The 25,696-nt window shown below is 35.7% G+C and carries 27 protein-coding genes and 1 other RNA gene; 19 read left to right on the top strand and 9 right to left on the bottom strand.

The window, feature by feature from the left end; translation table 11 throughout:
- Nucleotides 1–195: 195 nt before the first annotated feature.
- A complete protein-coding gene (locus tag CD172_RS09520) occupies nt 196–780 on the bottom strand; it encodes a hypothetical protein (RefSeq protein ID WP_060550615.1) in 585 nt (194 codons plus the stop codon).
- 411 nt (nt 781–1,191) lie between these two features.
- Between CD172_RS09520 and CD172_RS09515 the strand changes: the two genes are divergently transcribed.
- Nucleotides 1,192–1,392 carry a cold-shock protein gene (locus CD172_RS09515; protein WP_037567914.1) on the top strand — a complete coding sequence of 67 codons (201 nt, stop codon included), beginning with the start codon at nt 1,192–1,194 and terminating at the stop codon, nt 1,390–1,392.
- Nucleotides 1,393–1,440: 48 nt separating this feature from the next.
- On the opposite strand, the gene CD172_RS09510 is transcribed toward CD172_RS09515, so the two are convergent.
- The gene (locus tag CD172_RS09510) at nt 1,441–1,644 is read right to left on the bottom strand and encodes a TM2 domain-containing protein (RefSeq protein ID WP_060550616.1); all 204 of its coding nucleotides are present in this window, start codon (nt 1,642–1,644) and stop codon (nt 1,441–1,443) included.
- A gap of 169 nt (nt 1,645–1,813) precedes the next feature.
- On the opposite strand from CD172_RS09510, the gene CD172_RS09505 reads away from it, so the two are divergent.
- Nucleotides 1,814–2,620: a VOC family protein gene (locus tag CD172_RS09505; protein ID WP_103346208.1), complete on the top strand. Its 807-nt coding sequence runs from the start codon at nt 1,814–1,816 to the stop codon at nt 2,618–2,620.
- Nucleotides 2,621–2,841: 221 nt separating this feature from the next.
- Here the strand turns inward: CD172_RS09505 and CD172_RS09500 are convergent, their stop codons facing one another.
- Complete coding sequence (locus CD172_RS09500) at nt 2,842–4,347, bottom strand: M4 family metallopeptidase (protein ID WP_103346207.1); 1,506 nt, start codon at nt 4,345–4,347, stop codon at nt 2,842–2,844.
- Between the two features lie 202 nt (nt 4,348–4,549).
- On the opposite strand from CD172_RS09500, the gene CD172_RS09495 reads away from it, so the two are divergent.
- A complete protein-coding gene (locus CD172_RS09495) occupies nt 4,550–5,038 on the top strand; it encodes a GNAT family N-acetyltransferase (RefSeq protein WP_103346206.1) in 489 nt (162 codons plus the stop codon).
- A gap of 104 nt (nt 5,039–5,142) precedes the next feature.
- Here CD172_RS09495 and CD172_RS09490 read toward each other — a convergent pair whose 3' ends face one another.
- Entirely contained in the window at nt 5,143–6,045 is a 903-nt protein-coding gene (locus CD172_RS09490; RefSeq protein ID WP_103346205.1) for a TIGR01777 family oxidoreductase, read from the bottom strand.
- Between the two features lie 545 nt (nt 6,046–6,590).
- On the opposite strand from CD172_RS09490, the gene CD172_RS09485 reads away from it, so the two are divergent.
- Nucleotides 6,591–7,253: a DUF4887 domain-containing protein gene (locus CD172_RS09485; protein ID WP_103346204.1), complete on the top strand. Its 663-nt coding sequence runs from the start codon at nt 6,591–6,593 to the stop codon at nt 7,251–7,253.
- 60 nt (nt 7,254–7,313) lie between these two features.
- Here CD172_RS09485 and CD172_RS09480 read toward each other — a convergent pair whose 3' ends face one another.
- Nucleotides 7,314–7,571, bottom strand: coding sequence for a hypothetical protein (locus CD172_RS09480; RefSeq protein WP_103346203.1), 258 nt, complete (start codon nt 7,569–7,571; stop codon nt 7,314–7,316).
- A gap of 293 nt (nt 7,572–7,864) precedes the next feature.
- On the opposite strand from CD172_RS09480, the gene CD172_RS09475 reads away from it, so the two are divergent.
- The 13 genes from CD172_RS09475 (at nt 7,865) to CD172_RS09415 (ending at nt 20,974) form a co-directional block, all read left to right on the top strand.
- Nucleotides 7,865–8,881, top strand: a complete 1,017-nt coding sequence (locus CD172_RS09475) for a sugar-binding transcriptional regulator (protein WP_037566695.1) — start codon at nt 7,865–7,867, stop codon at nt 8,879–8,881.
- Nucleotides 8,882–9,027: 146 nt separating this feature from the next.
- Nucleotides 9,028–10,035: a type I glyceraldehyde-3-phosphate dehydrogenase gene (gene gap / locus CD172_RS09470; RefSeq protein WP_037566696.1), complete on the top strand. Its 1,008-nt coding sequence runs from the start codon at nt 9,028–9,030 to the stop codon at nt 10,033–10,035.
- 191 nt (nt 10,036–10,226) lie between these two features.
- On the top strand, nt 10,227–11,417 hold the full coding sequence (locus CD172_RS09465; RefSeq protein WP_060550624.1) for a phosphoglycerate kinase: 1,191 nt from the start codon (nt 10,227–10,229) through the stop codon (nt 11,415–11,417).
- A gap of 61 nt (nt 11,418–11,478) precedes the next feature.
- Complete coding sequence (gene tpiA / locus CD172_RS09460) at nt 11,479–12,240, top strand: triose-phosphate isomerase (protein WP_037566700.1); 762 nt, start codon at nt 11,479–11,481, stop codon at nt 12,238–12,240.
- 1 nt (nt 12,241) lies between these two features.
- Nucleotides 12,242–13,762, top strand: a complete 1,521-nt coding sequence (gpmI, locus tag CD172_RS09455) for a 2,3-bisphosphoglycerate-independent phosphoglycerate mutase (protein WP_037566702.1) — start codon at nt 12,242–12,244, stop codon at nt 13,760–13,762.
- Nucleotides 13,763–13,904: 142 nt separating this feature from the next.
- Nucleotides 13,905–15,209, top strand: coding sequence for a surface-displayed alpha-enolase (gene eno, locus CD172_RS09450; protein WP_037566704.1), 1,305 nt, complete (start codon nt 13,905–13,907; stop codon nt 15,207–15,209).
- 313 nt (nt 15,210–15,522) lie between these two features.
- Nucleotides 15,523–15,990, top strand: a complete 468-nt coding sequence (locus tag CD172_RS09445; RefSeq protein ID WP_060550626.1) for a hypothetical protein — start codon at nt 15,523–15,525, stop codon at nt 15,988–15,990.
- A 67-nt stretch (nt 15,991–16,057) separates the two neighbouring features.
- Entirely contained in the window at nt 16,058–16,291 is a 234-nt protein-coding gene (secG, locus tag CD172_RS09440; RefSeq protein ID WP_037566707.1) for a preprotein translocase subunit SecG, read from the top strand.
- Nucleotides 16,292–16,443: 152 nt separating this feature from the next.
- Nucleotides 16,444–17,184, top strand: coding sequence for an alpha/beta hydrolase (locus CD172_RS09435; RefSeq protein ID WP_037566708.1), 741 nt, complete (start codon nt 16,444–16,446; stop codon nt 17,182–17,184).
- A 35-nt stretch (nt 17,185–17,219) separates the two neighbouring features.
- Nucleotides 17,220–19,574, top strand: a complete 2,355-nt coding sequence (rnr, locus tag CD172_RS09430; RefSeq protein ID WP_103346202.1) for a ribonuclease R — start codon at nt 17,220–17,222, stop codon at nt 19,572–19,574.
- A 16-nt stretch (nt 19,575–19,590) separates the two neighbouring features.
- Complete coding sequence (gene smpB, locus CD172_RS09425; protein WP_037566711.1) at nt 19,591–20,055, top strand: SsrA-binding protein SmpB; 465 nt, start codon at nt 19,591–19,593, stop codon at nt 20,053–20,055.
- A 71-nt stretch (nt 20,056–20,126) separates the two neighbouring features.
- Nucleotides 20,127–20,485: a transfer-messenger RNA gene (gene ssrA, locus CD172_RS09420) on the top strand.
- 66 nt (nt 20,486–20,551) lie between these two features.
- Nucleotides 20,552–20,974, top strand: a complete 423-nt coding sequence (locus CD172_RS09415; RefSeq protein ID WP_103346201.1) for a hypothetical protein — start codon at nt 20,552–20,554, stop codon at nt 20,972–20,974.
- A 166-nt stretch (nt 20,975–21,140) separates the two neighbouring features.
- Here CD172_RS09415 and CD172_RS09410 read toward each other — a convergent pair whose 3' ends face one another.
- From CD172_RS09410 to CD172_RS09400, 3 genes are all read right to left on the bottom strand, one after another.
- Nucleotides 21,141–22,616, bottom strand: coding sequence for an MFS transporter (locus CD172_RS09410; RefSeq protein WP_103346200.1), 1,476 nt, complete (start codon nt 22,614–22,616; stop codon nt 21,141–21,143).
- A gap of 81 nt (nt 22,617–22,697) precedes the next feature.
- On the bottom strand, nt 22,698–23,087 hold the full coding sequence (locus tag CD172_RS09405) for a DUF1722 domain-containing protein (protein WP_060550631.1): 390 nt from the start codon (nt 23,085–23,087) through the stop codon (nt 22,698–22,700).
- Nucleotides 23,084–23,599 carry a GNAT family N-acetyltransferase gene (locus CD172_RS09400; RefSeq protein ID WP_060550632.1) on the bottom strand — a complete coding sequence of 172 codons (516 nt, stop codon included), beginning with the start codon at nt 23,597–23,599 and terminating at the stop codon, nt 23,084–23,086. The genes CD172_RS09405 and CD172_RS09400 overlap by 4 nt, the downstream gene beginning before the upstream one ends.
- A 310-nt stretch (nt 23,600–23,909) precedes the next feature.
- On the opposite strand from CD172_RS09400, the gene aroD reads away from it, so the two are divergent.
- Nucleotides 23,910–24,593 carry a type I 3-dehydroquinate dehydratase gene (aroD, locus tag CD172_RS09395; protein WP_240598405.1) on the top strand — a complete coding sequence of 228 codons (684 nt, stop codon included), beginning with the start codon at nt 23,910–23,912 and terminating at the stop codon, nt 24,591–24,593.
- A gap of 65 nt (nt 24,594–24,658) precedes the next feature.
- The gene (locus CD172_RS09390; RefSeq protein WP_060550634.1) at nt 24,659–25,204 is read left to right on the top strand and encodes a nitroreductase family protein; all 546 of its coding nucleotides are present in this window, start codon (nt 24,659–24,661) and stop codon (nt 25,202–25,204) included.
- 104 nt (nt 25,205–25,308) lie between these two features.
- Here CD172_RS09390 and CD172_RS09385 read toward each other — a convergent pair whose 3' ends face one another.
- On the bottom strand, nt 25,309–25,629 hold the full coding sequence (locus CD172_RS09385) for a thioredoxin family protein (RefSeq protein WP_037566729.1): 321 nt from the start codon (nt 25,627–25,629) through the stop codon (nt 25,309–25,311).
- Nucleotides 25,630–25,696: the final 67 nt, after the last annotated feature.

Raw genomic sequence — 25,696 nt, 5'->3', positions numbered from 1 at the left:
GTGAGTTGAGACATGTTATAATTTTTATACATATAAAGTTCCTCCGTATCATTTTGTTTGTCGTTATTCATTATTATACGTGAGGGCTTTATTTTTTTTAAATAATATATAAAAAGAATCGATTGAGTAAAAATGATTTTACCTAATCGATTCTTTTTTTGGCTGAGAATTATGTCCCAGCCCCTTATTGTTATGTTATTCAGTCATGTTATTGATACGTTTTTGTACTTTTTCATATTTTTTTGCAGTGTCTTCGCCTAAATGCTTTTTAATATCATCTAAAGTAATACCGCCCATATCGACTTTCTTAGACTCTTCTTCATATTTTTTCATATCTGCTGCGAATTCTTTTTCAGAGATTTCTTTTTTAAAGAATTTATCTAAACTCGTTGCGATACCATTATATCCTTTAGAAACAGACTTGTTTGACTCTAAAAAGCTAGATTCAATTTTACTTAAAGTTTCTGGTGTTTTAGCATCGACTTTCTTAGATTCATAATTTTTTCTTGATTCATCTAATGATTGTGAGACTGATTTGAATTCTTTTACAATTTTATCTTTATTGCTCAAGTCTAAGTTTGACAATTTGTCCATCGTATTGTCGTAAGTATCAAGATCCTTGTTAACAAACGTCTTTAAGTTTTCTTTGTATTTTTTTAACGTGTCTTCTTTTTGCTGTGTTTCTTGTTTAGCTTCTTTTTTACCTGAGTCGTTTTGACCACATGCACCTAATACTAATACGCTCGATAAACTAATAACTGCCAATTGTTTCAATTTCATAATTTAAACCCCTTAATATGTAATGTTTTAGTATATGTCCACAAATTTAAACAGAATTTAAGAATGTGGGTCACAATGATTATATCAAAAAAAGCGTATCAATATTAGTGTTTTTTTATAAAATGTTGTAGTTTTTCTTATGGTTCATAATCAGATTGTTTATACATAATAACGTTAAAAGAAAAGAATGATTTATAATTATATTAGAGAGGGTTTTTGGAGTGTAAAGAGAAAAAAATACAAGAATTTAAAGTTTTTCTTTACATTTGGTCAAATTGCGTGTATAGTTAACTTTATCGTAATAAAAGATCGTGAAATTGATTGAAGTTTATTATTTAGAATATACTCCTTTTAATGAATGAATTTTTTTTACAAATAAAACGTGCATCATGCACAACGGAGGTATTCTATATGTATAACGGTACAGTAAAATGGTTTAACGCAGAAAAAGGTTTTGGATTTATCGAAAGAGAAAATGGCGACGATGTATTCGTACATTTTTCAGCAATCGTTGGAGATGGATACAAATCTTTAGAAGAAGGTCAAAACGTTGATTTCGAAATCGTTAACGGTGACCGTGGCGAGCAAGCTGCTAACGTAGTAAAAATGTAATTAACATAAATCAGACCGTGTCGAAAGTAAATTCGACACGGTCTTTTTTTATACATAAACGCGACCATATTCATCAGCTGGTATAAGTAATACTAAAATACCACTAATGATGGCAATGATATGAGGGATACCAGTCCAAAAGAATGCGATGTGCAAGAGACCTTGAATGGGTTTACCAGCATAAAACTTGTGGATACCAAAGGATCCTAAAAAGAATGCTAATAAAATATAGGCTAATTTATTTACATACATAAAAATCCTCCTTTATAAATTGAGAATTATTTATTCCAAATATATATGAAATTAACTGTAATTACTATTTAAGTGCTCGGAGTACTTAAGTCTAAGAGTAATTTGGAGCAATGTAACAGCATATGTGGTATATTTAATATACTTAAATATATTCAAGTGAGGTGTCGAGATGGATTTTCATCATTCTAATCTCATTCATGTCAATCGTATCACTTTAAATGTAAAATCTTTACAAAAACAAAAAAGGTTTTATCATTCCATTTTAGGCATGCCAATCAAACATGAAACCCCAATTCAAATCATCTTTGCTATTGGTGATTGGGGAGATGAATTGGTCTTAAATTTGCTCGAAAATGGCCGTACTGCTGAAAGTAGTGAAGCAGGTTTATTTCATTTAGCATTGTTATTAGAACGTGAGGAACAACTAGGTGCGTTCATAAAACATATGTCTTCACACAACATTCCTATTGGTGGTGGAGATCATTTAGTAAGTCAAGCGGTATATTTTACTGATTTTGAAGGTAATGGGATAGAAGTATATGTGGACAGACCTTTTAATAAATGGGAATGGGTAGATGACATGGTAAAAATGGATACTTTACCACTTAATGTAGAAGATATTTTACATCACGCGGAAGGTACTTTATGGGGAGGTATGAAGACAGGTGCACGCATTGGACATTTACATTTAAAAGCAGCGAATTTAACAGAAGCGCAACAGTTTTATGAAAATGTAGGGTTTCAACTCGTGTCAACTTTCCCGAAGGCGTTATTCATGTCTGATTACCATTATCATCATCATCTTGCTTTAAATAATTGGCAGTCTCATAATAAACGAGTTCATTTAAATGAAACGTATGGATTAACATCTTTTAATATTGTTAAACCAGACGCAACTGAAGTGGCATTAACGACGCCTGAAGGTATAGTAATGACTATAAATAGAGCTTCAAAAACAAATGCTGAGACAACTTAATGTCTCAGCATTTGTGCCTTATCAATAGCTGATAGGGCGATAACTTGAATCGAAATTGACGTATGTTGGTGATACATATGTTTTTATCTTTATATACATATTTACAATACATCATCGTTCAAGTAATGATTTCGTTCATATTTATAAATGATGAAGGAGTATTAGGAAAATAGAGTAAGTGTATATATTTAAAGTTTCAAACGCAAAAATTCATAAAAGTCTTAAACGCCTACTTCGTTCCACGCTTCAGTAACTTTTTGTTTCGCAGATGCACCATATAAATCTTGTGCTGATTGTTCAAGCGCACGTTTTGCATCAGCAAATTGAGAAGTAGATGTTAAATATTGAGAAAGCGCACGATAGTAGATTTTTTCTGATTTTGATTTACCTAACTTTTGAGTAGTTAAGTATGCAGCTTTGTTCGGAATACCTGAGTTAATATGAACGCCACCATTATCGTAGCGGACATGTTTATAATCTCTCATATGTGCTGGTTGATTGAATTTTGTTGGGTCGCTAAAACTACGGAAAGCTTTGTTAGGACCAGGATTGATGTATGCATCCTCACCTAATAACGTATCTTCAAAATCAATAAAGTAAGCAAATACATCTGAAAAACTTTCGTTTAATGCACCTGGTTGATCTTGATAAACTAAAGCAGCAGTTTCTTGTGTCACGCCATGTGTGATTTCGTGTGCAATAATATCATCAGCAGCAGCTAAACTATGCATTTCACGACCATCACCATCACCGTAAATCATTTTATCACCTAACCAAGCAGCGTTTGTACTATTATCTTCACCTTGGAAAGTATTTACGTGTGTAATAGAAGCAATCGGACTACCTTTGTCATCATAAGAATCTCTGTTGTGAACATTCTTATAGTAATCATAAACCTTACCTGCATAATAGTTTGCATCTACCCCAGCTTTTTGATCATTTGCATCAAATGTACGATCTCTGTCTGTAATTAAGTTTGCAGTATCAGTAGCTTGATTATAACTATATGCAGATAATACACCGTTACGTGTAACATCTTCTAATGTGTAACCGCCTGATGTTGAATTAATATTAATTTGCTTGCGATCGTTACGGACACCCACTCCCGTACCTGTTGCAGCAGCATGTTTGATTAAGTCTTGCTTTTCAACAACTTGACCTGTTTTAGCATCGATTTGTACTTTCCAGTGCGATGGTTGAGGATCAATTGTTGTGATTTCGACTTCATAAACAAACTTGTTTTCATCACCATTGATGACAACTTCATTAGATTTTACAACTTCGTCTTTACCATTTTTTACTTCGCTACGATTTAATTTTACCGCTTTGAAAGCATCATTTACAGCATCCTCTTTGCTTAGCGAAACGTCATTTTTAGGTTTAACTTCCGGTGCTTTAACTTCACCGTTCACCATTACCACTTTACCTTTAGGATCGACGTGAACTTTTACTTCACGGTCTTTCGCAATGTGATTTTTCACTTTAGGATACAGTGTGTAATGCGTGTAACCCATGTCATCCTTTTGTTCTTTTTCAATGCTGTAATACTTGTTGTAATTTTTAATGCCTTTGTCTGGTGCTATTTGCTTGAGCGCTTTCATCACGTCAGATTTATTTTTGACAGTGATTTGGTCGGTAGGTGCTACAGACTCAGCCCCAGCAGTTGGTGTGTAGACGGTACCTAAAAGAGATAAAGATAATGCACAAATTCCAAGTTTTTGATACATTTAAAAACCTCCTAATTAAAAGATAATTTTATTATATCATAAATGAGGGAATAAATAATAAACATATTTTAAGATAAAAAATTGTTTCACATACTATGGTTTCCCATAATACAATATATCTAAAGGGCATGAGGCGGTATGATAGCACTTAATATATTATTTATTCAAAATTATTAGAAAATTTAGCGAATGAGGAATTTTTATGATTAGAGAAGCAACGATAGGGGATATTCCAGCAATAACTGAAATTTACAATGATGCCATCATCAATACGACGGCAGTTTATACATATCATGAAACCACAGTAGAAGAACGTGAAAAGTGGTTTGAGAATAAAGTGAATGCTCAGTGGCCAATATGGGTTTTTGACATAGATGGTAATGTGGCAGGATTTGCCACTTATGGTACATTTAGAAATTGGCCGGGATATCAATATACGGTAGAACATTCAATATATGTTAGTACATCTTACCGGAGACAACGCATTGCCTCGCAACTGCTTGAATACATGATAAAAGATGCAACGCATAAGGGGTTTAAAACGATGATTGCGGGTATTGATGCTGCGAACCAAGGAAGTATTCATCTGCATGAAACATACGGTTTTGAAGCGGCTGGCACACTCAAGCAAGTCGGTTATAAATTTAATCGATGGTTAGACCTAACATTTTACCAATTATTATTAAAATGACAACACATAAGTTTGATTTTAAATGAGTATATAATAAAAAAACGTCTTCAGAGTAAATGGTTTTACCTTTGAAGACGTCATTCATTTAAACGTTGTATGACAAGCTAGTTTTGATAAATAGCTTGAAGTGCGGAATTTAATTCAGGATATTCAAATTTAAAACCTAACATTTGTATACGTTCAGGTACCATATATTGCGTATCTAAAATAAGTGTCGACATTTCGCCTAACATGACACGCAACATAAAACCGGGAACGCGTGTATAATGCGGTCGATGTAATGCGCGACCTAACGCAATACCAAAATCATTTTGTGTTTCTGGAAGTGGGGCATTGAGATTATAAACACCTTGAGCGTCAGGATGCTTAATTAAGAATAGAATGCTTTGTACTAAATCATTGAGATGAATCCATGAATACCATTGCTTACCATCGCCTACTTTACCACCGACACCATATTGGTATGGCAGAGCCATCATCGGTAATGCACCACCTTGATCGGATAATATTAATCCGAAACGACCTTTAATCACACGAGTGCCTAACGTTGAAAAATGATCAGCTTCACGTTCCCACTGATAGACAATCTCAGATAAAAAATCATGGGGTAAGGTTTTATAGTTTTCGGTGTAAGCATCTTTTTTGGATGGTGGATAGTAGCCCATGGCACTGGCATTAAATAAGATGTTTGGTTGATGCGTTCGATTTTCAAATAACTCAAATAATGCATGTGTAGCTTGAATGCGACTGGTCATCATAAGTTGCTTGTGCGCGTCCGTCCAACGTTTGTTTAAGCTAGCACCTGCAAGATTAATCACAATATCAATATCAGGTACTTGGTCTTCCCACTGTACTTTTTGCCAGTTAATATATGTCACGCGTGGATGTTCAGATGTTCGAGCAGAACGCGTTAAAATATAAATAATATTATCCGTTGCTTTCAAAAGTTCATCCACAAGATGCCGGCCCACTAAACCGGTGCCTCCTGAAATTAAAATGTTTGTCATAATATCCCTCCGTTTCATGTCGTTCATAAAGAGGTCAAAAATCTGTCAAGAATCTATCAAAAAAATGGCGTTTGACTATGTTTATTTTTTCACAAACTACGTTATAATAAAAGTGCCTTCGATAAATTGGTTAATTAACCCATCTCTTAGTTAGCGTATACCCCATAATATACGACGAAGGTTTAACTCCCTTTAGTTAAGAAAGGCCAGAATGATGCAGCATTCTGGTCTTACCTTTTTTTATTAAAGAAATTTGAGATTAACTTAATGACTACCACTCGAATAATCATACGTAAAATAGATTTCAACATGTAAACCCCCTAATTACCAATCTGTCCTAGTCTTTATGTTCCTTATTTTTACCAAAATTAAACGCAGATTAAGAAATAAATGATGTAAGTCTAAAAGGTAAACGTTTATTTTTATTTTTTACTGGAGAGTTGTTATAATGAATCATGCTGAAAATATAAATAGGCGGTCTGTAATTAACAAAAATATTCTAAGTCATCACATGTCATGTCAGTATTAAAAAGTGAGGTTAGATTATGGGGTTAAACAACCAACAAATTCCTTCGCATAATGATGGGAATCAAAAGAAAAAAGTAGCTACAGGTTGTTTGAGTATACTGATCATATTGTTATTGATCGGAGGTTTAATTTTTGCAATATTTGCTTTTGTAGATCAATCACACAAAGGTAATGAGCGTCTTCATGACAAGTCTGTGGAGGAACAACAAAAGAAAAAAGAGGCTGAAAAAGAAAAAGCGCGCCAACAACGTGTAAAAGAAAAAAGGGAACGAGAGGCAAGTTTAGAACAACAACAAGCGATACAAGCATCACTTGAGCAAGAACGACAAGCTTCACTTGAGCAACAGAGATTAGCCTCTATCGAAGCGGCGCAACGAGCGAACAGTAAACCAAAGACGACTGAGCAACCTACGAAAGAAGATAAAAAGCCACAAGAAAAACCTTCATCAGAAGAAAAACCACCTTCAACAGAAGAGAAGCCCACTCAAGAACATACAAATGAGCCACCATCAACAGCTGAACCTTCTACAGAAAACAAGTCACCTCAGCCATCTACTGAAACGAGACGGTCAACTGAGACAAGTCATAATGGCTCACGACAAACAACGACAAGAGAGACATCGAACGAACAAGCACATACACGTTCAACAATGACGACAACACAATCAGCAAAACCATAACAATATGAGAAATCCCATTGAGCACATGTTTAATGAAATAACAGTGCCCAATGGGATTTTTTATGATAAAAACATATTTAATAATAGGGTGAGGATGATGGACAATATAATTGAGAAAAGGCACCCTGGAAAACACCCAGGCGTACATCCATAAGAACGATAATAGATATGTCTACCATTTCTCTCGGAATCTTGATATCGATGATTATAAAAATCGCGGTCTTGATGTTGACCATTTTGGCGGTTAAAATCTTCAGGCTTTCTATATCGAGGGTCATCAGGATCTATAACTTCGGGCTTATCATCAGAATATTTCATTTAGAACCTCCTTCATATGAAACGATTATACACGTAAATCACATACCCGTTCATCTTTAACTACATACATAAATTGAAAATACTATTAAATTTAGCATAATATCACTTTGTTTGGGACGTTATAAGTCCAACCAATTTCGAAGTGGGATTGTTTTTGACTTGCATTTTTGTTTAAACCATAGTATGATGAAAAATGTAAACAGGTTATATTTTTTTGTGACGCATGGGACTGAATTTGTCAACGCTTGGCTTTTACACGACCATCCTGTTTCACTAATAAGGAGGCATGCCTCTTGAAAAACATCATTCAAGTGCAGCAAAAGATTGTTCCTGATTTGGTAGACAAGATGTATCGGCGTTTTTCAATTTTAAGCACCATCCAAAAGTATCAACCTGTTGGACGTCGGACACTTAGTGATAAATTAAATCTTACTGAACGTGTCTTACGTTCTGAAACCGATCTTTTAAAAGCTCAAGATTTAATTTCGGTCAAATCAACAGGAATGACATTAACTCATGTTGGTATCGACGTATTGAGTGAACTCAATGTCTACTTTAACAATTACACAGACTACCACAGTTTAGCGAAACAAATTAAAGATTTGTATCAAATCAAGGAAGTACACGTGGTGCCTGGCAACAGTGATAAAGATTTGAGTGTTAAGGTAGAAATCGGACGCATAGCAGGTCAGCTGTTAGAAAAACAATTATATAATGATGCAATTGTCGCTGTAACAGGTGGATCTACCATGGCATCCGTTAGTGATGCGATGTCACCATTACCCTTTGATGTATTGTTTGTACCAGCACGAGGCGGTCTTGGTGAAAATGTAGTGTTCCAAGCAAATACAATTTGTTCGACTATGGCTCATCGTACAGGCGGTAGTTATACGACACTGTATGTACCTGATAATGTGAGCGAACTTACTTATCAAAATTTACTTAAAGAACCTGCAGTGATACAAACATTAGAGAAAATTAAAGATTCACAAATAACAATTCATGGTATCGGTGATGCGCTGAAAATGGCTAAGAGAAGACAATCTTCGCCAGAAGTAATAGAGAAACTTCAACATCATAATGCCGTAGGTGAAGCATTTGGTTATTACTTTGATGAACATGGCCAGATTATTCACAAAGTAAATACAATTGGACTTCAACTAGAAGAAGTTCGTCTGAAAGAGCATAATTTTGCTGTAGCAGGAGGTTGTTCGAAAGGTAATGCAATGAAGGCTTACCTTAAGATCGCTCCTAAAAACACTGTTTTGATTACAGATGAAGAAGCAGCAAAAATGATTGTTGAGCAATAATTATTAAAATAAGTAAAAAGTGGTTTATAAATCATGCTGAATTGAGCTTGTTTTCAAGACTTCAATGAAAGAACTGTTTCAGAGAGACAAGTCTAACAGTCGGGGCATATAACACTTTTTAAATATCATTAAAGGAGGCCATTAACATGGCAGTAAAAGTAGCAATTAACGGATTTGGTAGAATTGGTCGTTTAGCATTTAGAAGAATTCAAGACGTAGAAAACATTGAGGTAGTAGCTGTCAATGATTTAACTGACGACGACATGCTTGCACACTTATTAAAGTATGATACTATGCAAGGACGTTTTACTGAAGAAGTAGATGTAATTGATGGTGGTTTCCGCGTAAATGGTAAAGAAGTGAAATCATTCTCTGAACCAGAACCATCTAAATTACCTTGGAAAGATTTAGAAGTAGATGTTGTATTAGAATGTACTGGTTTCTTCACATCTAAAGAAAAAGCTGAAGCACACATCGAAGCTGGTGCTAAAAAAGTTTTAATTTCAGCTCCAGGTACTGGCGATCTTAAAACAATCGTATATAACGTTAACCATGAAGAATTAGACGGTTCAGAAACAGTTGTTTCAGGTGCATCTTGTACTACAAACTCATTAGCACCAGTAGCGAAAACATTACACGATGAATTTGGCATCGTTGAAGGTTTAATGACTACGATTCACGCTTACACAGGTGACCAAAATACACAAGACTCACCTCACAGAAAAGGTGACAAACGTCGTGCACGTGCAGCAGCTGAAAACATCATCCCTAACTCAACTGGTGCTGCAAAAGCAATCGGTTTAGTTATTCCAGAAATCGCTGGTAAATTAGATGGTGGGGCACAACGTGTACCAGTTGCTACAGGTTCATTAACAGAATTAACTGTTGTTTTAGAAAAAGAAGTTTCTGTTGAAGAAGTAAACAATGCTATGAAAAATGCAACGAATGAATCATTCGGTTACACTGAAGATGAAATCGTATCTTCTGACGTTGTAGGTATGACATTTGGTGCATTATTCGACGCAACTCAAACACGCGTTATGACTGTTGGCGATCGTCAATTAGTTAAAGTTGCATCTTGGTATGACAATGAAATGTCATATACAGCACAATTAGTTCGTACATTAGAATATTTAGCAAGTCATGCTAAATAATTAGATTTATAATATACTAAAAGGGGTAGGACTTACGCGTTTAAATTGCGTTTGCCACTCTCTTAACTGGTATAAGTTAAGCAAGTATTAAATGTACGTGCTTCTAACTGAAATTTAGCTTATAGTAAGCGGAGGAGCACAACGCTTCTCCGCTTATTTTAAAATAACGAGTGTTTTTGAGGAGGATTTTTATGGCTAAAAAAGATGTAACAGATGTTTCGTTAAAAGGTAAAGTTGTCTTAGTTCGTGCAGACTTCAATGTGCCAATGAAAGATGGAGAAATTACGAATGATAACCGTATTGTCCAAGCTTTGCCAACGTTAGAATATATTATTGAACAAGGTGGTAAAATTGTAGTTTTCTCTCACTTAGGTAAAGTTAAAGAAGAAAGCGACAAAGAAAAGTTAACATTGGCCCCTGTAGCGAAAAGATTATCTGAAAAGTTAAATAAAGATGTTACGTTTATTCCTGAAACACGTGGTGAAAAATTAGAAACAGCGATCAAAGAACTTAATGACGGAGATGTCTTAATGTTTGAAAATACGCGTTTCGAAGATTTAGATGGTAAGAAAGAATCGAAAAATGATAGCGAACTTGGTAAATACTGGGCATCATTAGGTGACATTTTCGTTAATGATGCATTTGGTACAGCACACCGTGAACATGCGTCTAACGTAGGGATTTCAACACATTTAGAAACAGTCGCTGGTTTCTTAATGGAAAAAGAAATCAAATTTATCGGTGGCGTTGTCGAAAATCCAGACAAACCAGTTGTTGCGATTCTAGGTGGCGCTAAAGTTTCAGACAAAATTGGCGTTATTGAAAACTTACTTAAAATTGCCGATAAAGTACTTATCGGTGGTGGTATGGCTTATACATTCTTAAAAGCGCAAGGTAAAGAAATTGGTTTATCACTTTTAGAAGCTGATAAAATTGATTTCGCTAAAGATTTACTTGACCGTGCTGGCGATCAAATTGTCTTACCAGTAGACGGTAAAGTAGCTAAGGAATTTTCTAATGATGCGGCTATTTCAACAGTGTCTATTGATGACATTCCAGTTGATCAAGAAGCAATGGATATTGGACCTGAAACAGTTGAATTATTTAAAAAACAACTTGAAGGTGCACACACTGTTGTATGGAATGGACCGATGGGCGTCTTTGAATTTAGTAACTTTGCGCAAGGTACAATAGGTGTATGTGAAGCGATTGCTGAATTAAAAGATGCTACGACAATTATCGGTGGAGGAGATTCAGCAGCTGCTGCAATGCAATTAGGATTTGAAAAAGACTTTACACACATTTCTACGGGCGGCGGTGCGTCTCTAGAATACTTAGAAGGTAAAGAATTACCAGGTATTAAAGCAATTGCAAATAAGTAACAAAAATATAGAAGTATTCAAGACATATTTAATGTCTTGAATACTTATAGGAGTGTTTTAATTGAGAAAACCAATTATTGCAGGTAACTGGAAAATGAACAAAACAGTTGCAGAAGCAAAAGATTTTGTTAATGCGTTACCAGCATTACCAGATACGAATGAAGTAGAGGCAGTAATTTGTGCGCCTACAATTCAATTAGACGCATTAATTTCGTTAACAAAAGAAGGTGTTGCGCCTGGTTTGAAAATTGGAGCGCAAAATACATTTTATGAAGAAAGTGGTGCGTTTACTGGTGAAACATCGCCTGTTGCGCTTCAAGATTTAGGTGTGAGCTACGTTGTGATTGGTCACTCTGAACGTCGTGATATCTTCCATGAAACAGATGAGGATATTAACAAAAAAGCACATGCTGTTTTCAATCATGGTATGACACCAATTATTTGTGTTGGTGAAAGTGATGAAGAACGTGAAAATGGCAAAGCCAACGATGTTGTTGAAGGCCAAGTTGAAAAAGCACTTGAAGGTTTATCTGACGACCAAGTGAAAAAAGTAGTGATTGCCTATGAACCAATTTGGGCTATCGGTACTGGTAAATCATCTACAGCTAAAGATGCTAACGAAATGTGTGCTGCGGTACGTCAAAAAATCGCAAAATTGACGAATGAAGATGTCGCAGAAGCCGTACGTATCCAATATGGCGGTAGCGTTAAACCAAACAACATTAAAGAATACATGGCTGAAACTGATATCGATGGTGCTTTAGTCGGCGGCGCTTCATTAAAAGTAGACGACTACGTTCAATTGTTAGAAGGTGCGAAATAATATGGCAAAAAAACCAACAGCACTTATTATCTTAGATGGCTTTGCGAATAGAGATGAAGTCCACGGTAACGCTGTTAAACAAGCGCATAAACCTAATTTTGATCGCTATTATGAAAAGTATCCAACTACACAAATCGAAGCGAGTGGTCTAGATGTTGGTCTACCAGAAGGTCAAATGGGTAACTCTGAGGTAGGTCACATGAATATCGGTGCGGGACGTATCGTGTACCAAAGCTTAACACGTATTAACAAATCGATTGAAGATGGTGACTTTTACGATAACGATGTTTTAAATCGTGCAATTGATCACGCACTTCAACACCAATCAGCGCTTCATGTGTTTGGATTACTATCTGATGGTGGGGTACACAGTCACTATCAACATCTATTTGCTATTTTAAAACTTGCGAAGAAAAAAGGTTTAGATAAAGTGTATGTCCATGCCTTTTTAGATGGACGCGATGTTGATCAAAAATCAGCGCTTATTTATATTGATGAAACTGAACAACAATTCAAAGAAATTGGTGTCGGTCAATTTGCCTCTGTAGCAGGACGTTATTACGCGATGGATAGAGATAAACGTTGGGATCGTGAGCAAAAAGCATATGATGCTATCCGAGCATTTGATTCAGCACCACGCTATGCCTCAGCGCGTGAAGGTGTAGAAGCAAACTATGCTGAAGACTTAACAGATGAATTTATCGTGCCATTTGTTGTTGAAAATCAAAATAACGGTGTGAATGATGGAGATGCAGTAATATTCTATAACTTCCGTCCAGACCGTGCAGGCCAACTTTCTGAAATCTTTACTGATAAAGCATTTAATGGTTTTAAAGTAGAACGTGTCAACGATTTATTCTATGCAACGTTTACTAAATACAATGATAATGTAGATGCAGAAATTGTCTTTGAAAAAGTAGATTTAACGAATACAATCGGTGAAGTGGCGCAAGACAATGGTTTAACACAATTGCGTATCGCTGAAACTGAAAAATATCCTCATGTAACGTACTTTATGAATGGTGGACAAAATGAAGAGTTCAAAGGTGAACGTCGTCGTTTAATTAACTCACCTAAAGTAGCGACTTATGACTTGAAACCTGAAATGAGTGCGTATGAAGTTAAAGATGCATTACTTGAAGAATTAGCAAAAGGTGACCTTGATTTAATCATTCTTAACTTTGCGAACCCAGATATGGTAGGGCATAGTGGTATGTTAGAACCTACCATTAAAGCGATCGAAGCGGTAGATGAATGTCTTGGCGCTGTTGTAGATAAAATTTTAGAAATGGATGGTTATGCGATTATTACAGCGGACCACGGTAACTCAGATGAAGTATTAACGGATGATGATCAACCGATGACAACGCATACGACGAATCCAGTTCCAGTGATTGTGACGAAGGAAGGCGTAGAATTACGTGAAACAGGTCGTTTAGGTGATCTTGCGCCAACGTTACTTGATTTATTGAATTTAAAACAACCTGCTGAAATGACAGGTGAAAGCTTAATCAAGCATTAAAATAGTTGAGTCCATTTGAAAACCAGTTATAATGAAGATGAACTCATGTAACCAGTTTTGTAATAGGGCGTGGCGCTCTGTCAAAGCCCTGTTGCAACACTGTTATGGTTAAATACTATCATGAAAAAGGAGATTTAATATTATGCCAATTATTACGGATGTTTATGCTCGCGAGGTACTTGATTCACGTGGGAACCCAACAGTAGAGGTTGAAGTTTTAACAGAAAGTGGTGCGTTTGGTCGTGCTTTAGTACCATCAGGTGCATCAACAGGTGAACATGAAGCTGTTGAATTACGTGATGGCGACAGTGAACGCTACCTTGGTAAAGGTGTTGAAAAAGCTGTTGAAAACGTTAATGAAATCATCGCTCCAGAAATTATTGAAGGTGAATTCTCAGCTTTAGAACAAGTTTCAATCGATAAAATGATGATTCAATTAGATGGCACTGCGAACAAAGGTAAATTAGGTGCAAATGCAATTTTAGGTGTTTCTATTGCCGTAGCACGTGCAGCTGCTGATTTCTTAGGTCAACCTTTATACAAATATTTAGGTGGCTTCAACTCAACAGTACTACCTACACCAATGATGAACATCGTTAATGGTGGTTCGCATTCTGATGCACCAATCGCATTCCAAGAGTTCATGATTTTACCTGTAGGTGCAGACAGTTTTAAAGAAGCATTACGCTGGGGTGCAGAAGTATTCCATGCATTGGCTAAAATCTTAAAATCTCGTGGTTTAGTAACAGCAGTAGGTGATGAAGGTGGTTTCGCTCCTAAATTCGAAGGTACTGAAGACGGAGTAGAAACAATCATTGAAGCCATTAAAAAAGCAGGTTACGAGCCAGGTAAAGACATTTTCTTAGGATTCGACTGTGCATCTTCTGAATTCTATGAAAATGGCGTATACGATTACACGAAATTCGAAGGCGATAAAGGTGCTAAACGTACTGCTAAAGAACAAGTGGATTACTTAGAAGAATTAGTTAATAAATATCCTATCATCTCTATCGAAGACGGTATGGATGAAAATGACTGGGAAGGTTGGAAGCTATTAACTGAGCGTATCGGTGACCGCGTACAACTAGTTGGTGACGATTTATTCGTTACGAATACTGAAATTCTTGCTAAAGGTATCGACAACAATATCGGTAACTCTATCTTAATTAAAGTAAACCAAATCGGTACTTTAACTGAAACGTTTGAAGCAATTGAAATGGCTCAAAAAGCTGGCTACACTGCAGTAGTATCACACCGTTCAGGTGAAACAGAAGATACTACAATTGCTGATATCGCTGTTGCGACAAATGCTGGTCAAATTAAAACAGGTTCATTATCTCGTACAGATCGTATTGCGAAATACAACCAATTATTACGCATTGAAGATGAACTTTATGAAACAGCTAAATATGAAGGTTTAAAATCATTTTATAACTTAGATAAATAAGTTTAAAGTTGGTTCACAAAACCACGTTTATCTAACTCAAGCCCTTGAGATTCTCGTTTATGATGAATCTTAAGGGCTTTTCTAATCCTCAGTATCGAAGTTTTATGGTTTGTGATCGTTTAATTGCTATTCATCATCTTTTAATGTTGAAAGTCATATGATAATGCGCATGACAATACTGTCATTTTAAGGTGTTTAAGAAGTGAGTTTGTGTAGTAGCTTGAAGTTGATGATATAAATGATGCGTCATTTCATTGAACGTTTTAACCTGATATAATGATGATAAGTGAATATTAAAAAGGAGCACATTTATATGGATCAAAATTTATCAAGTGACGCACGTGCGACCCATACAGGTCGTCTGCTTGCATATATTTCATTTTTATTTGCGGTGTGTCTTGTAATTCATCAAGTTGTAATCGTTGACGGTCAAGTGATTAGTTATATGTTAGAACACTCTGGTAATCAAATATCGCAAAATGCAATCAATGCGATTAATAATAGCTTAAGGTATACAGGTATTTTATATATTTTGGCCTATTCTGCTGGTGTTGTAGCAATTAAATATCAACATCCATATTTATGGTGGTTTATGGTTGCTGTTTTTATATCACAACTATTTAACGCATTACTTAATCCACCTATTTTATATACAGCTATTTTTAATGTGAAAGGGTTCTTTGCGTTAATCCCATACATCATTGTATGCATTGGCTCACTCATTTTAGCTGTTTTTATGATAATCGTGAGTATAAAGCGTAAATCAACGTTCAATCGTTAATGAAAGTTGTGTAAAGGCCCTAAATGTGGTAGAATACCTTCGTATATGATGAATGGAGGACAATCTGATGCACACATTTTTTGTTGTATTACTAATTATTGACTGTATCGCACTCATCACAGTTGTTTTATTACAAGAAGGTAAAAGTAATGGCTTATCAGGTGCCATCAGTGGTGGAGCTGAACAGTTATTTGGTAAACAAAAACAACGTGGTGTAGATTTATTTTTGCATAGATTGACAATTGTACTTTCAATTATTTTCTTTGTATTAATGTTAGGTATCAGTTACTTTAATTTATAAGTCTGACGGTAAACGTTAAAAATAGAGTTAACAATTTCGACCGTTTAGAAAATCTAAGTCCGACAGTTGATAAGTCGGGCTTTTTTATTTGTAGCGCCACTGTCGAAACTATAAAATAGAACTAGATGTGACTTGAAAGGACGGAATGATGAATGAAAATTCAATTACCAAAGCCTTTCTTATTTGAAGAAGGCAAACGTGCAGTGTTGTTATTACATGGTTTTACAGGGAATAGTTCTGATGTAAGACAACTCGGGCGTTTTTTACAAAAAAAAGGATATACGTCTTACGCACCTCACTACGAAGGGCATGCAGCACCGCCAGAAGAAATTTTGAAGTCGAGTCCACATGTATGGTATAAAGATGCATTGGATGGTTACGATTATTTGGTGGAACAAGGTTATGATGAAATTGCGGTTGCAGGTTTATCCCTTGGTGGCGTTTTTGCACTAAAATTAAGCTTAAACCGTGATGTTAAGGGAATTGTGACGATGTGTTCGCCGATGTACATTAAAACTGAAGGGTCAATGTACGAAGGGGTATTAGAGTATGCACGCCAATTCAAAAAATATGAAGGCAAAGATGAAGCCACGATAGAAAGAGAAATGCAAGCCTTTCAACCAACGAGTACGTTACGTGAATTACAAGATACGATTCAAGGTGTGAGAGATCACGTTGAAGACGTTATCGAACCGCTCCTCGTGATCCAATCTGAACATGATGAAATGATTAATACAGATTCAGCCAATATTATTTATAATGAAGCAGCATCAGAGGATAAACATTTATCATGGTACAAAAATTCAGGCCACGTAATCACGATTGATAAAGAAAAAGAAGCAGTATTTGAGGAAGTGTATCAATTTTTAGAATCACTAGATTGGACGGAATAGTCATTTAGCATATTAAAGAGAAAGGAGGACCTCTTATGCATTTAAAATCGCAAATTAAAGCCATAATTGAACGTTCAAGTTATGAACCGATGTCTGTCTCTGACTTTCAAGATGAGCTCGGCTTAAGTAGCGCTGAAAGTTTTCGTGACCTTATTAAAGTACTCAATGAGTTAGAGCAAGAGGGTAAAGTAAAACGTACGAAACAAGATAGATATCAAAAGCAAGGTCCTAAACCAGGACTTATTCGAGGGACGTTAAGTCAAAATAAAAAGGGATTTGCCTTTTTAAGACCAGATGAAGAAGGGATAGAAGATATTTTTATCCCGCCTACAAAAATCAATCGTGCTATGGATGGAGATATTGTTATCGTTGAAATTCAAAAATCACGTGGTGACCATCGTAAAGGCAAAGTTGAAGGTGAAGTGAAATCCATTGAAACGCATGCCGTTAAACAAGTTGTAGGGACCTACACAGAAGCGCGTCATTTTGGCTTTGTAGTACCTGATGATAAGCGTATCATGCAGGACATCTTTATACCTAAAGGGCAAGATTTAGGGGCTGTAGATGGACATAAAGTACTTGTTCAAATTACACAATACTCTGATGGCTCTAACAATCCAGAAGGTCATATTTCGGCTATTTTAGGTCATAAAAATGACCCTGGAGTAGATATTTTATCTATTACTTATCAACATGGTATTGAAATTGAATTTCCAGTCGACGTATTAAAAGAAGCTGAAGCGATTCCTGAGGCGATTGAATCTACTGAATTAGAAGGCCGTCGTGATTTACGTCAGGATTTAACAATTACAATCGATGGCGCGGATGCGAAAGATTTAGACGATGCTATCGCAATTAAGGCTCTTTCAAATGGCAATATGGAATTAACAGTAAGCATTGCAGATGTCAGCTATTATGTAACTGAAGGCTCTGCGCTAGATCGAGAAGCATACGATCGTGCAACAAGTGTGTATCTAGTAGACCGTGTGATTCCAATGATTCCACATCGTTTAAGTAATGGTATATGTTCATTAAATCCCAATGTAGATCGATTAACGATGAGTTGCCGTATGGAAATTGATGCCCAAGGTCATGTCGTCAAACATGAAATTTTCGATAGTGTGATTCATTCAGATGCACGTATGACGTATGCGGAAGTGAATGAAATCATCACCGACCATAACCCTCACACGCGCGAGAAATATAAAGACATTACGCCGATGCTTGATATGGCAAAGCGCTTATCACAACAACTCATCGACATGCGTCGCCGTCGTGGTGAAATCGATTTTGATATTAAAGAAGCGAAAGTCCTAGTGAATGAAGAAGGGATTCCACAAGAAGTTGTCGCACGTGAACGTGGAGAAGGTGAGCGATTAATTGAATCGTTCATGCTTGCGGCTAATGAAACCATTGCAGAGCATTTTAGTAAAATGGATGTGCCGTTTATTTATCGTGTGCATGAACAACCGAAGTCGGAACGTTTACGTCAATTTTTTGATTTCATTACCAACTTTGGCATTATGATTAAAGGAACTGGAGAAGATATTCACCCAAGTACACTTCAAAGCATTACCCAAGAAATAGAAGGGCGTCCAGAAGATATGGTCATTTCAACGATGATGCTTCGCTCTATGCAACAAGCACATTATGATGCAGATAATTTAGGACATTTTGGACTTGCAGCTGATTATTATACGCATTTCACTTCACCAATTCGTCGTTATCCTGACTTAATCGTGCATCGTTTGATGCGTAAATATCTCATTGAAAAATCAATGGATGGTAAAGCGCAACACGAGTGGCAAGAAAAATTACCACAAATGGCTGAACATACCTCTAATCGAGAGCGTCGTGCAATTGATGCTGAGCGTGATACGGATGACTTGAAAAAAGCTGAATACATGATTCAACATCTTGGTGATGAATTTGAAGGTGTCGTTAGCTCAGTGGCTAATTTTGGTATGTTTGTAGAGTTGCCTAATACGATTGAAGGTATGGTAACCATCCAAAATATGTCCGACGATTATTACCATTTCGATGAGCGCCAAATGGCATTGATAGGTGAACGTAAAGCCGCAGTTTACCGTATTGGTGACGTCATCAAAGTGAAAGTGATTCATGTTGATATAGATGAGCGTCAAATTGACTTCCAAATTGTAGGAATGCCAATCGATGTTCACCCACGTAGAGAGAAGAAATCTCGAGGAACTACTATACAAGCGAAATCAAAAGGGCAGACATTTAAAAAAGATAAAGACACTAACAAGAAGCGAAAGCAACGTAAAGGTAAAAATGCCAGAAAACGTGAAAAATCCGGCAATACTAAGCATAAACCTTTTTATAAAGATAAACGTGTCAAAAAGAAAGGTAAAAAGAAGAAAAAGTAAACTGAGGTGATGCGCAATGTCCAAAAAAACATCAAAAGGAACATTAGCGGAAAATCGTAAAGCACGTCATGACTACAATATAGAAGATACGATTGAAGCAGGCATTGCTTTACAAGGGACTGAAATTAAATCAATACGCCGTGGTAGTGCGAATTTAAAAGACAGCTATGCGCAAGTCAAAGGTGGCGAAATTTATTTGCATAACATGCATATCGCGCCTTATGAAGAAGGGAATCGCTTTAACCATGATCCAAGACGTGTACGTAAATTATTACTGCATAAACGTGAGATTAGTAAACTTGGAGACCAAACACGTGAAGTGGGTTATTCGATTGTACCTTTAAAATTGTATCTTAAACATGGCATGTGCAAAGTCTTACTTGGTGTCGCAAGAGGTAAAAAGAAATATGATAAGCGACAAGCTTTAAAAGAAAAAGCGGTTAAACGCGATATTGATCGTGCAATGAAACAAAATTATTAAATGATTGCTAAGAATGTTAAGATTCGATATAATTAAATGTGCTTTCTTTAAGGAAAGTACATTTTTATGACGGGGGCGTTTATGGATTCGACAGGGGTCCCCAGAGCTTATGAAGCGTGTCGGAGGGTTGTCTCCGTAAAAACACATCAGTTTATAATAACTGGCAAAACTAACAATAACTTAGCAGTAGCTGCCTAATCGCGCTCTGCATCACCTAATCGCATCGCCTATGTGCGATTAACGTGATTCAACTATAGTAGGATACGCTCGCCACTGCCGTTTGAAGTCTGGCGAGAAGAGATGAACCAAGCTCGCATAATGTCAGTTGTCTGTTTCTAATCATTATGTTAAATCTTCAAATAGACTACACACGTAGAAACATTTGTATCAGGACCTTTGGACGCGGGTTCAAATCCCGCCGCCTCCACTATGTAGCCTATAACCATTGCGGTTATAGGCTTGTTTTTTACACTTAATATAGAGAAAGGGCATCTATATGAATCAACGTTATTGTTCATTGCAAGATGACTTATATACAGAAAGCCAAACATCTTTAACTTTTGAATTTCTAAAAGTGAATAAAGAAGATGCGTTAACAATCTATGATTTTAAAATCATTGTTTCATTCGAAAACTCACACTTTCACACAGATTTCTCACTTTTTGATATGGATATAGAGAATTTAAAAAAATTCAAATGTAAATCACGGTTATCAGAAATTTACTTTTTAGAACCAGATTTGACGTTTACAATAATCAAAAGAAATAGACATGATTTAACTGTGTTTGTGACACTTGATTCTGGATTGAGACATGCAAATATTGTGTCAGAATCAGGATGCACAATTAAATTAAATGTCACTAAAAAAACGTTTGATCAATTTCTTAATGAACTCATTAAGATTGAACAACATGTGTAAATGTTATCGCGTATGAAGTGTTTGGTGATTTTAAAAATAGCCTTCAACATTCAATGGAAGATGAATGTTGAAGGCTATATTACTTTCTCAAAGTTGAAGCGTATCCAAAATTTTAGCTGTAATAAAAGCGCATATTAACCCGTGAAGGTAGTCAGTAAATTAGTTTTTATTTACGCTTAGCCACGATGCGCCGACTTTTACCAAAGAAAAATTGAGCGATAGAGGATATGAGTAAAATACTACTTAAAAGAATCATCACAAAAAAGAGGTCATGTGTGGCATCCATAAATACGTTATGAATATGTTTCATGATGATAGCTTTATTATCAATGTGATTATATTTGACGTCATTAAAGCCTTTTTGGATTCTATGCTTCATAAACACGGCTATGATTGGAACGAGTATCGCAGCAAAGTAATTACGTATAGAATGCATTGTCAGTGAACGATGTGACGCACGTGTCAAATCACCATCTAAAAGTGTAGACATTGCGCCGCTTACAAGGACCATACTCGCACCAAATCCAATAATCATCCCTTGAAAGTAAAGAGTGTGAAGATCAAGGTTATTTTGCATGATATACCAATGTGTGCTGACGTATAGGAGGGCGAGGGAACCAATGGTACCTAATACACCCGGCCCCCACGCACTATAAAACACCATTTTTAAAACGCCTGTTATAAATACGCCGATAAAGAAGTAAATATAAAAAAGCTGGATTTGATGTGGGGGTAAATGAATCACTTGTAATAAGTAAAAATTGATTGCTGCAATGCCAATAAGTAGCGTCAGATGTGAGACAATCGCCATAATTGAGCCAAGTAATGGTTTCGGATACAACAATGTCGAAAAATGAACAATAGGTGTATGACTCTGCTTATTTTTATATAAGAAAATCACAAATAAAATCAACGTCACGATAGACCATGGCCAGACTTTAATAGAATCAAAACGATATTGCGTAATAAGACAAAGTGGTATTAATAATGAAAGAGATGAAAGCGCTAAAAAGAAAACGACAGTATGGTCTTCTTTCGTAGTACTTTGATGTGTCGTGTCATCTTTTTCGAAATACAACCAACCTACAAGTAAACTGATGATTGCTGACATTATGTTAAAGATATAAACCCATTGCCATTGGGCATAAAATAACGTGATGCTTCCAGTTAAGCCTCCAAGGGCGTTTGCGCCGAACAACCCAACGATAATCATAAATAAAAAGACATTTTTAAACCGTTTTGGAAATACATGAAAGGTTTTAGGTAGCATCGTAAAGAATAACACACCTGTACTTAAACCTTGTATCACTTTAGATATAGATAAGGATATGATACCTAACGAGAAAAAGCCTAAAATTGAACCAAGTAAGAATATAAATGAGAAAAGTAAAAAGTTTTTCTTGAAGCCTAATTTATGAACGAGAAAATGTCCGAGAGGGACACCAAAAGCAAATGCAAAGTTTCCCATAATTGCTGGTATAATAAGTAAATTAGAATGTATACCTAATGCATAATGGTAGAGCCCTTGATTTAAGCTATATGCCAAATTTAAATAAAATTGAGATCCTATCCCAATTATTGTAAGAAAGGACAACAAAGCAATTTCTATCATGCGTGTCCTTTTTGACCATAATAATTTCATAATTCGCACCCTTAATAATTAATTTACAACGAGACATTATAGCATGGTTTGGATGAGAATTGTACATTTGAGATATTATAATTAAATAGTTTTGTGGAAGGATAATGTCATTATTGAACTGTTTAAAAGATATTGCTCATCGTATTTTATAGCTAAATGTTGTATGAATTGAATACATGTGTCATATGAAGGAGATGTTGTTTGAAGTTGATTAACGAACGTAGTGTATAACGCTTTTTCATTCTGAGTTGCGTATTTTTTAAAATAGCCCCATAAGTGTTGAAATGTATTGAGAAACGCAGAACGTTGAATGGGCGTATTTAAAATTTCATCAATTCTAGTTTTGATAGCGTCATAGGAGTGTCCAAGTTTAATCATCGTTTTAATTTCTGTATAGTTATTATAATTGTGCATCATCACATGATATTTTTCATACTGCCATAATTTTTGAATTTTCGTTATTTCTTTCATACATACTCCTTGTCAAAATAATAAACGAGCCAATGTTCGTCAACGTATTTATTATTAAATTTTCGTGCATGTATTTCAAGCGCTAGAAACTCAAATCCCAAATGATCACAAAACACTTTCGCAGCGATGTTGTTTGATGCAACAGCGAGTACGAGTTGTTCGATACCTTTTTGGTGCGCATAAGCAATAAGGGTTTCCATCAATGCGCGACCTATTTGTTGACCGCGGTACTCAGGCTTCACATATAAGCCTTGAACAGTGGCTTTATGACTTTTTGAAGAATATGGAAAAAAATTAAGTTGAACAAAGCCAACGAGTGTATCATCGTCAAAAGCGCCAAAAAAGATTTGAAGATGATGATTTTTAGGGTGTAATACTTGCGCGATGTCTCGTTCAGTATAATTTGAACGTTCATTAATTTCATGGACGAAAGCAAATGGATGAAGATGAAATGCTTCACACGTAAGTTCATAAAAAGCTTTCGTATCCGTTTCATTTAGCACTCTAATCATACGCAACCTCCTAAATAAAACTATGCTTATCATATTAATCATATAAAAGTAGATACATTAATGCAATAAAATTTTAGAATATTCAGTTAAATTGTATATGATTAAATCAACATTGAAATGATAAAGTATTTAAATGATATTAAAAGACTTAATGCAAGGTTGTTTGCTAGTGTTTTCCATATATAGTATAAACATTTTTGTGTTTAAAGAGATTCTTTCTTTTCAATATAAATAAGATAAGATACTATTAGAAATACTATAGGACGTATAGAGGTGGAATTGTATGATAACCCAAATAGTAGGGAGTTTTATGCCTAAAACGATAGAATGTTTAAAAGATGATATTGCGTGTATAAAAACGCATGAAGATGACTTTGATATTTTAGAGATTAGAATTGATGCTATTAAAAATGTTACGGCTCAACATATTGAATGTATATTGCGTCAATTAAAGGAAGCGTCGATTCATTGTGAAAAACTCATTACATTTAGAACGGAGCAACAAGGTGGTGAAAGTGGGATCACAGAAGAAGCGTATTGGTCGCTCATGCGTGAACTTGCAGATATGAAAGATGTTACGTACATAGATATTGAGTGGGATCGAACATTGAATCGAAAACAATTGGTAAATGAGCTTCAATCTAAAGGAATTCAAGTTGTTATCTCATATCATAATTTTGAGGAAACACCTCAATTAGAAGTCTTGAAAAAAACATATTACTACATGTCGCAATGGGGTGGCACCCATTTAAAAATAGCAGTGATGCCTCACACTAAAAATGATGTCATTACATTGTTACAAGTTGTTTCTGAAGCGAGTGATGCGCTACAACAATGGGTGACGGGAATTTCAATGTCAAAACTCGGTGTCGTATCTAGAACTGCGCAACAAACATTTGGTGGTGCCCTTACTTATGGTTCTATTCAAGAAGGTGTTGCACCCGGCCAATTAAATGTAAAAAAATTAAAAAGTGCGATGGCTTTGTATCAGTAATTTGAAAAGCAAGGGTTCCTTAGTTATAATTGATAATGGTTATCAATGAAAAGGGGAAGATGAAGATGGAACTTCAACACGCTATTAAATATCGAAGAAGTATAAAGAAGTTCGATAGAAACATGCATATTGATGAAGATGCAGTAAGGGAGGCTGTTGTGGAGGCAGCAAATGCACCTAATCATGGTATGCGTGAACCGTGGCGCGTGGTTTATGTACCAAAACATAAACTTGGTGAGATGAGTCGTGAAGTCTCACGCTATGCATTTCCACGGGAAAAAGACAAGCAACAAAGTCATTATGATGCGGTAACGAATTTAGGTGGCTTTCTTGCGATTATTATGAAATGTGATGCACGTCAACGGGAAGAAAATGAAAACTATTTAGCGGTTGGGGCATATGCACAAAACTTATTACTTTTGTTATATGAAAAAGGTATTGGTACATGCTGGAAAACGCCGACATATATATTCCATCCAAAAGTAAGAAATGTATTTGGTGTTTTACCTGATGAACGTCTTATTGGATTTATTTATTTAACTGATTTAGAAGACGATAATGATAAAGAGCCTAAACGTAAAAATAAAGGAATCTATACAGAGTACATTTAATAGATGTACGCGTACGGTTAAAATTGCATATCTATTCATAAAAAAATCGTCTTCAAATTGCTTAAAGTTATTTGAAGACGATTTTAATATGTTCTTTTTTAACGTTAACCTAAACTCTCGGATAAGAATGATTCGACTTGTTCAGGTGATTTTGCGTTGGCTGAATGTAAATGATGCAGCTTTTCGCCATTTTTGAAAATAAGAATACTTGGGATACCCATCACATCGTTTTCGATTGCAGCTTCTTCAACTTCGTCACGATTTACAACAAACCATTCATATTGATTGTATTTTTCAACAATAGGGCTGATCCACATATCCATGGCTTTGCAATCAGGGCACCATCCTGCTTCGAATTTGACGATAACTGTTTCATCTTTATTAATGATTGATTTAAATGTTTCCATGTCTTGAATCTTTTGCATGTTGCATACCTCCACTATGTTATATGTTCTAAATTATAACGGATATCTTAGTCGACGTCATATGTCG

Source organism: Staphylococcus agnetis (assembly GCF_002901865.1).
GTDB lineage: Bacteria > Bacillota > Bacilli > Staphylococcales > Staphylococcaceae > Staphylococcus > Staphylococcus agnetis.
Note: the sequence above shows the minus strand (reverse complement) of the source record. Positions and strands in the feature narration are given on the sequence as shown.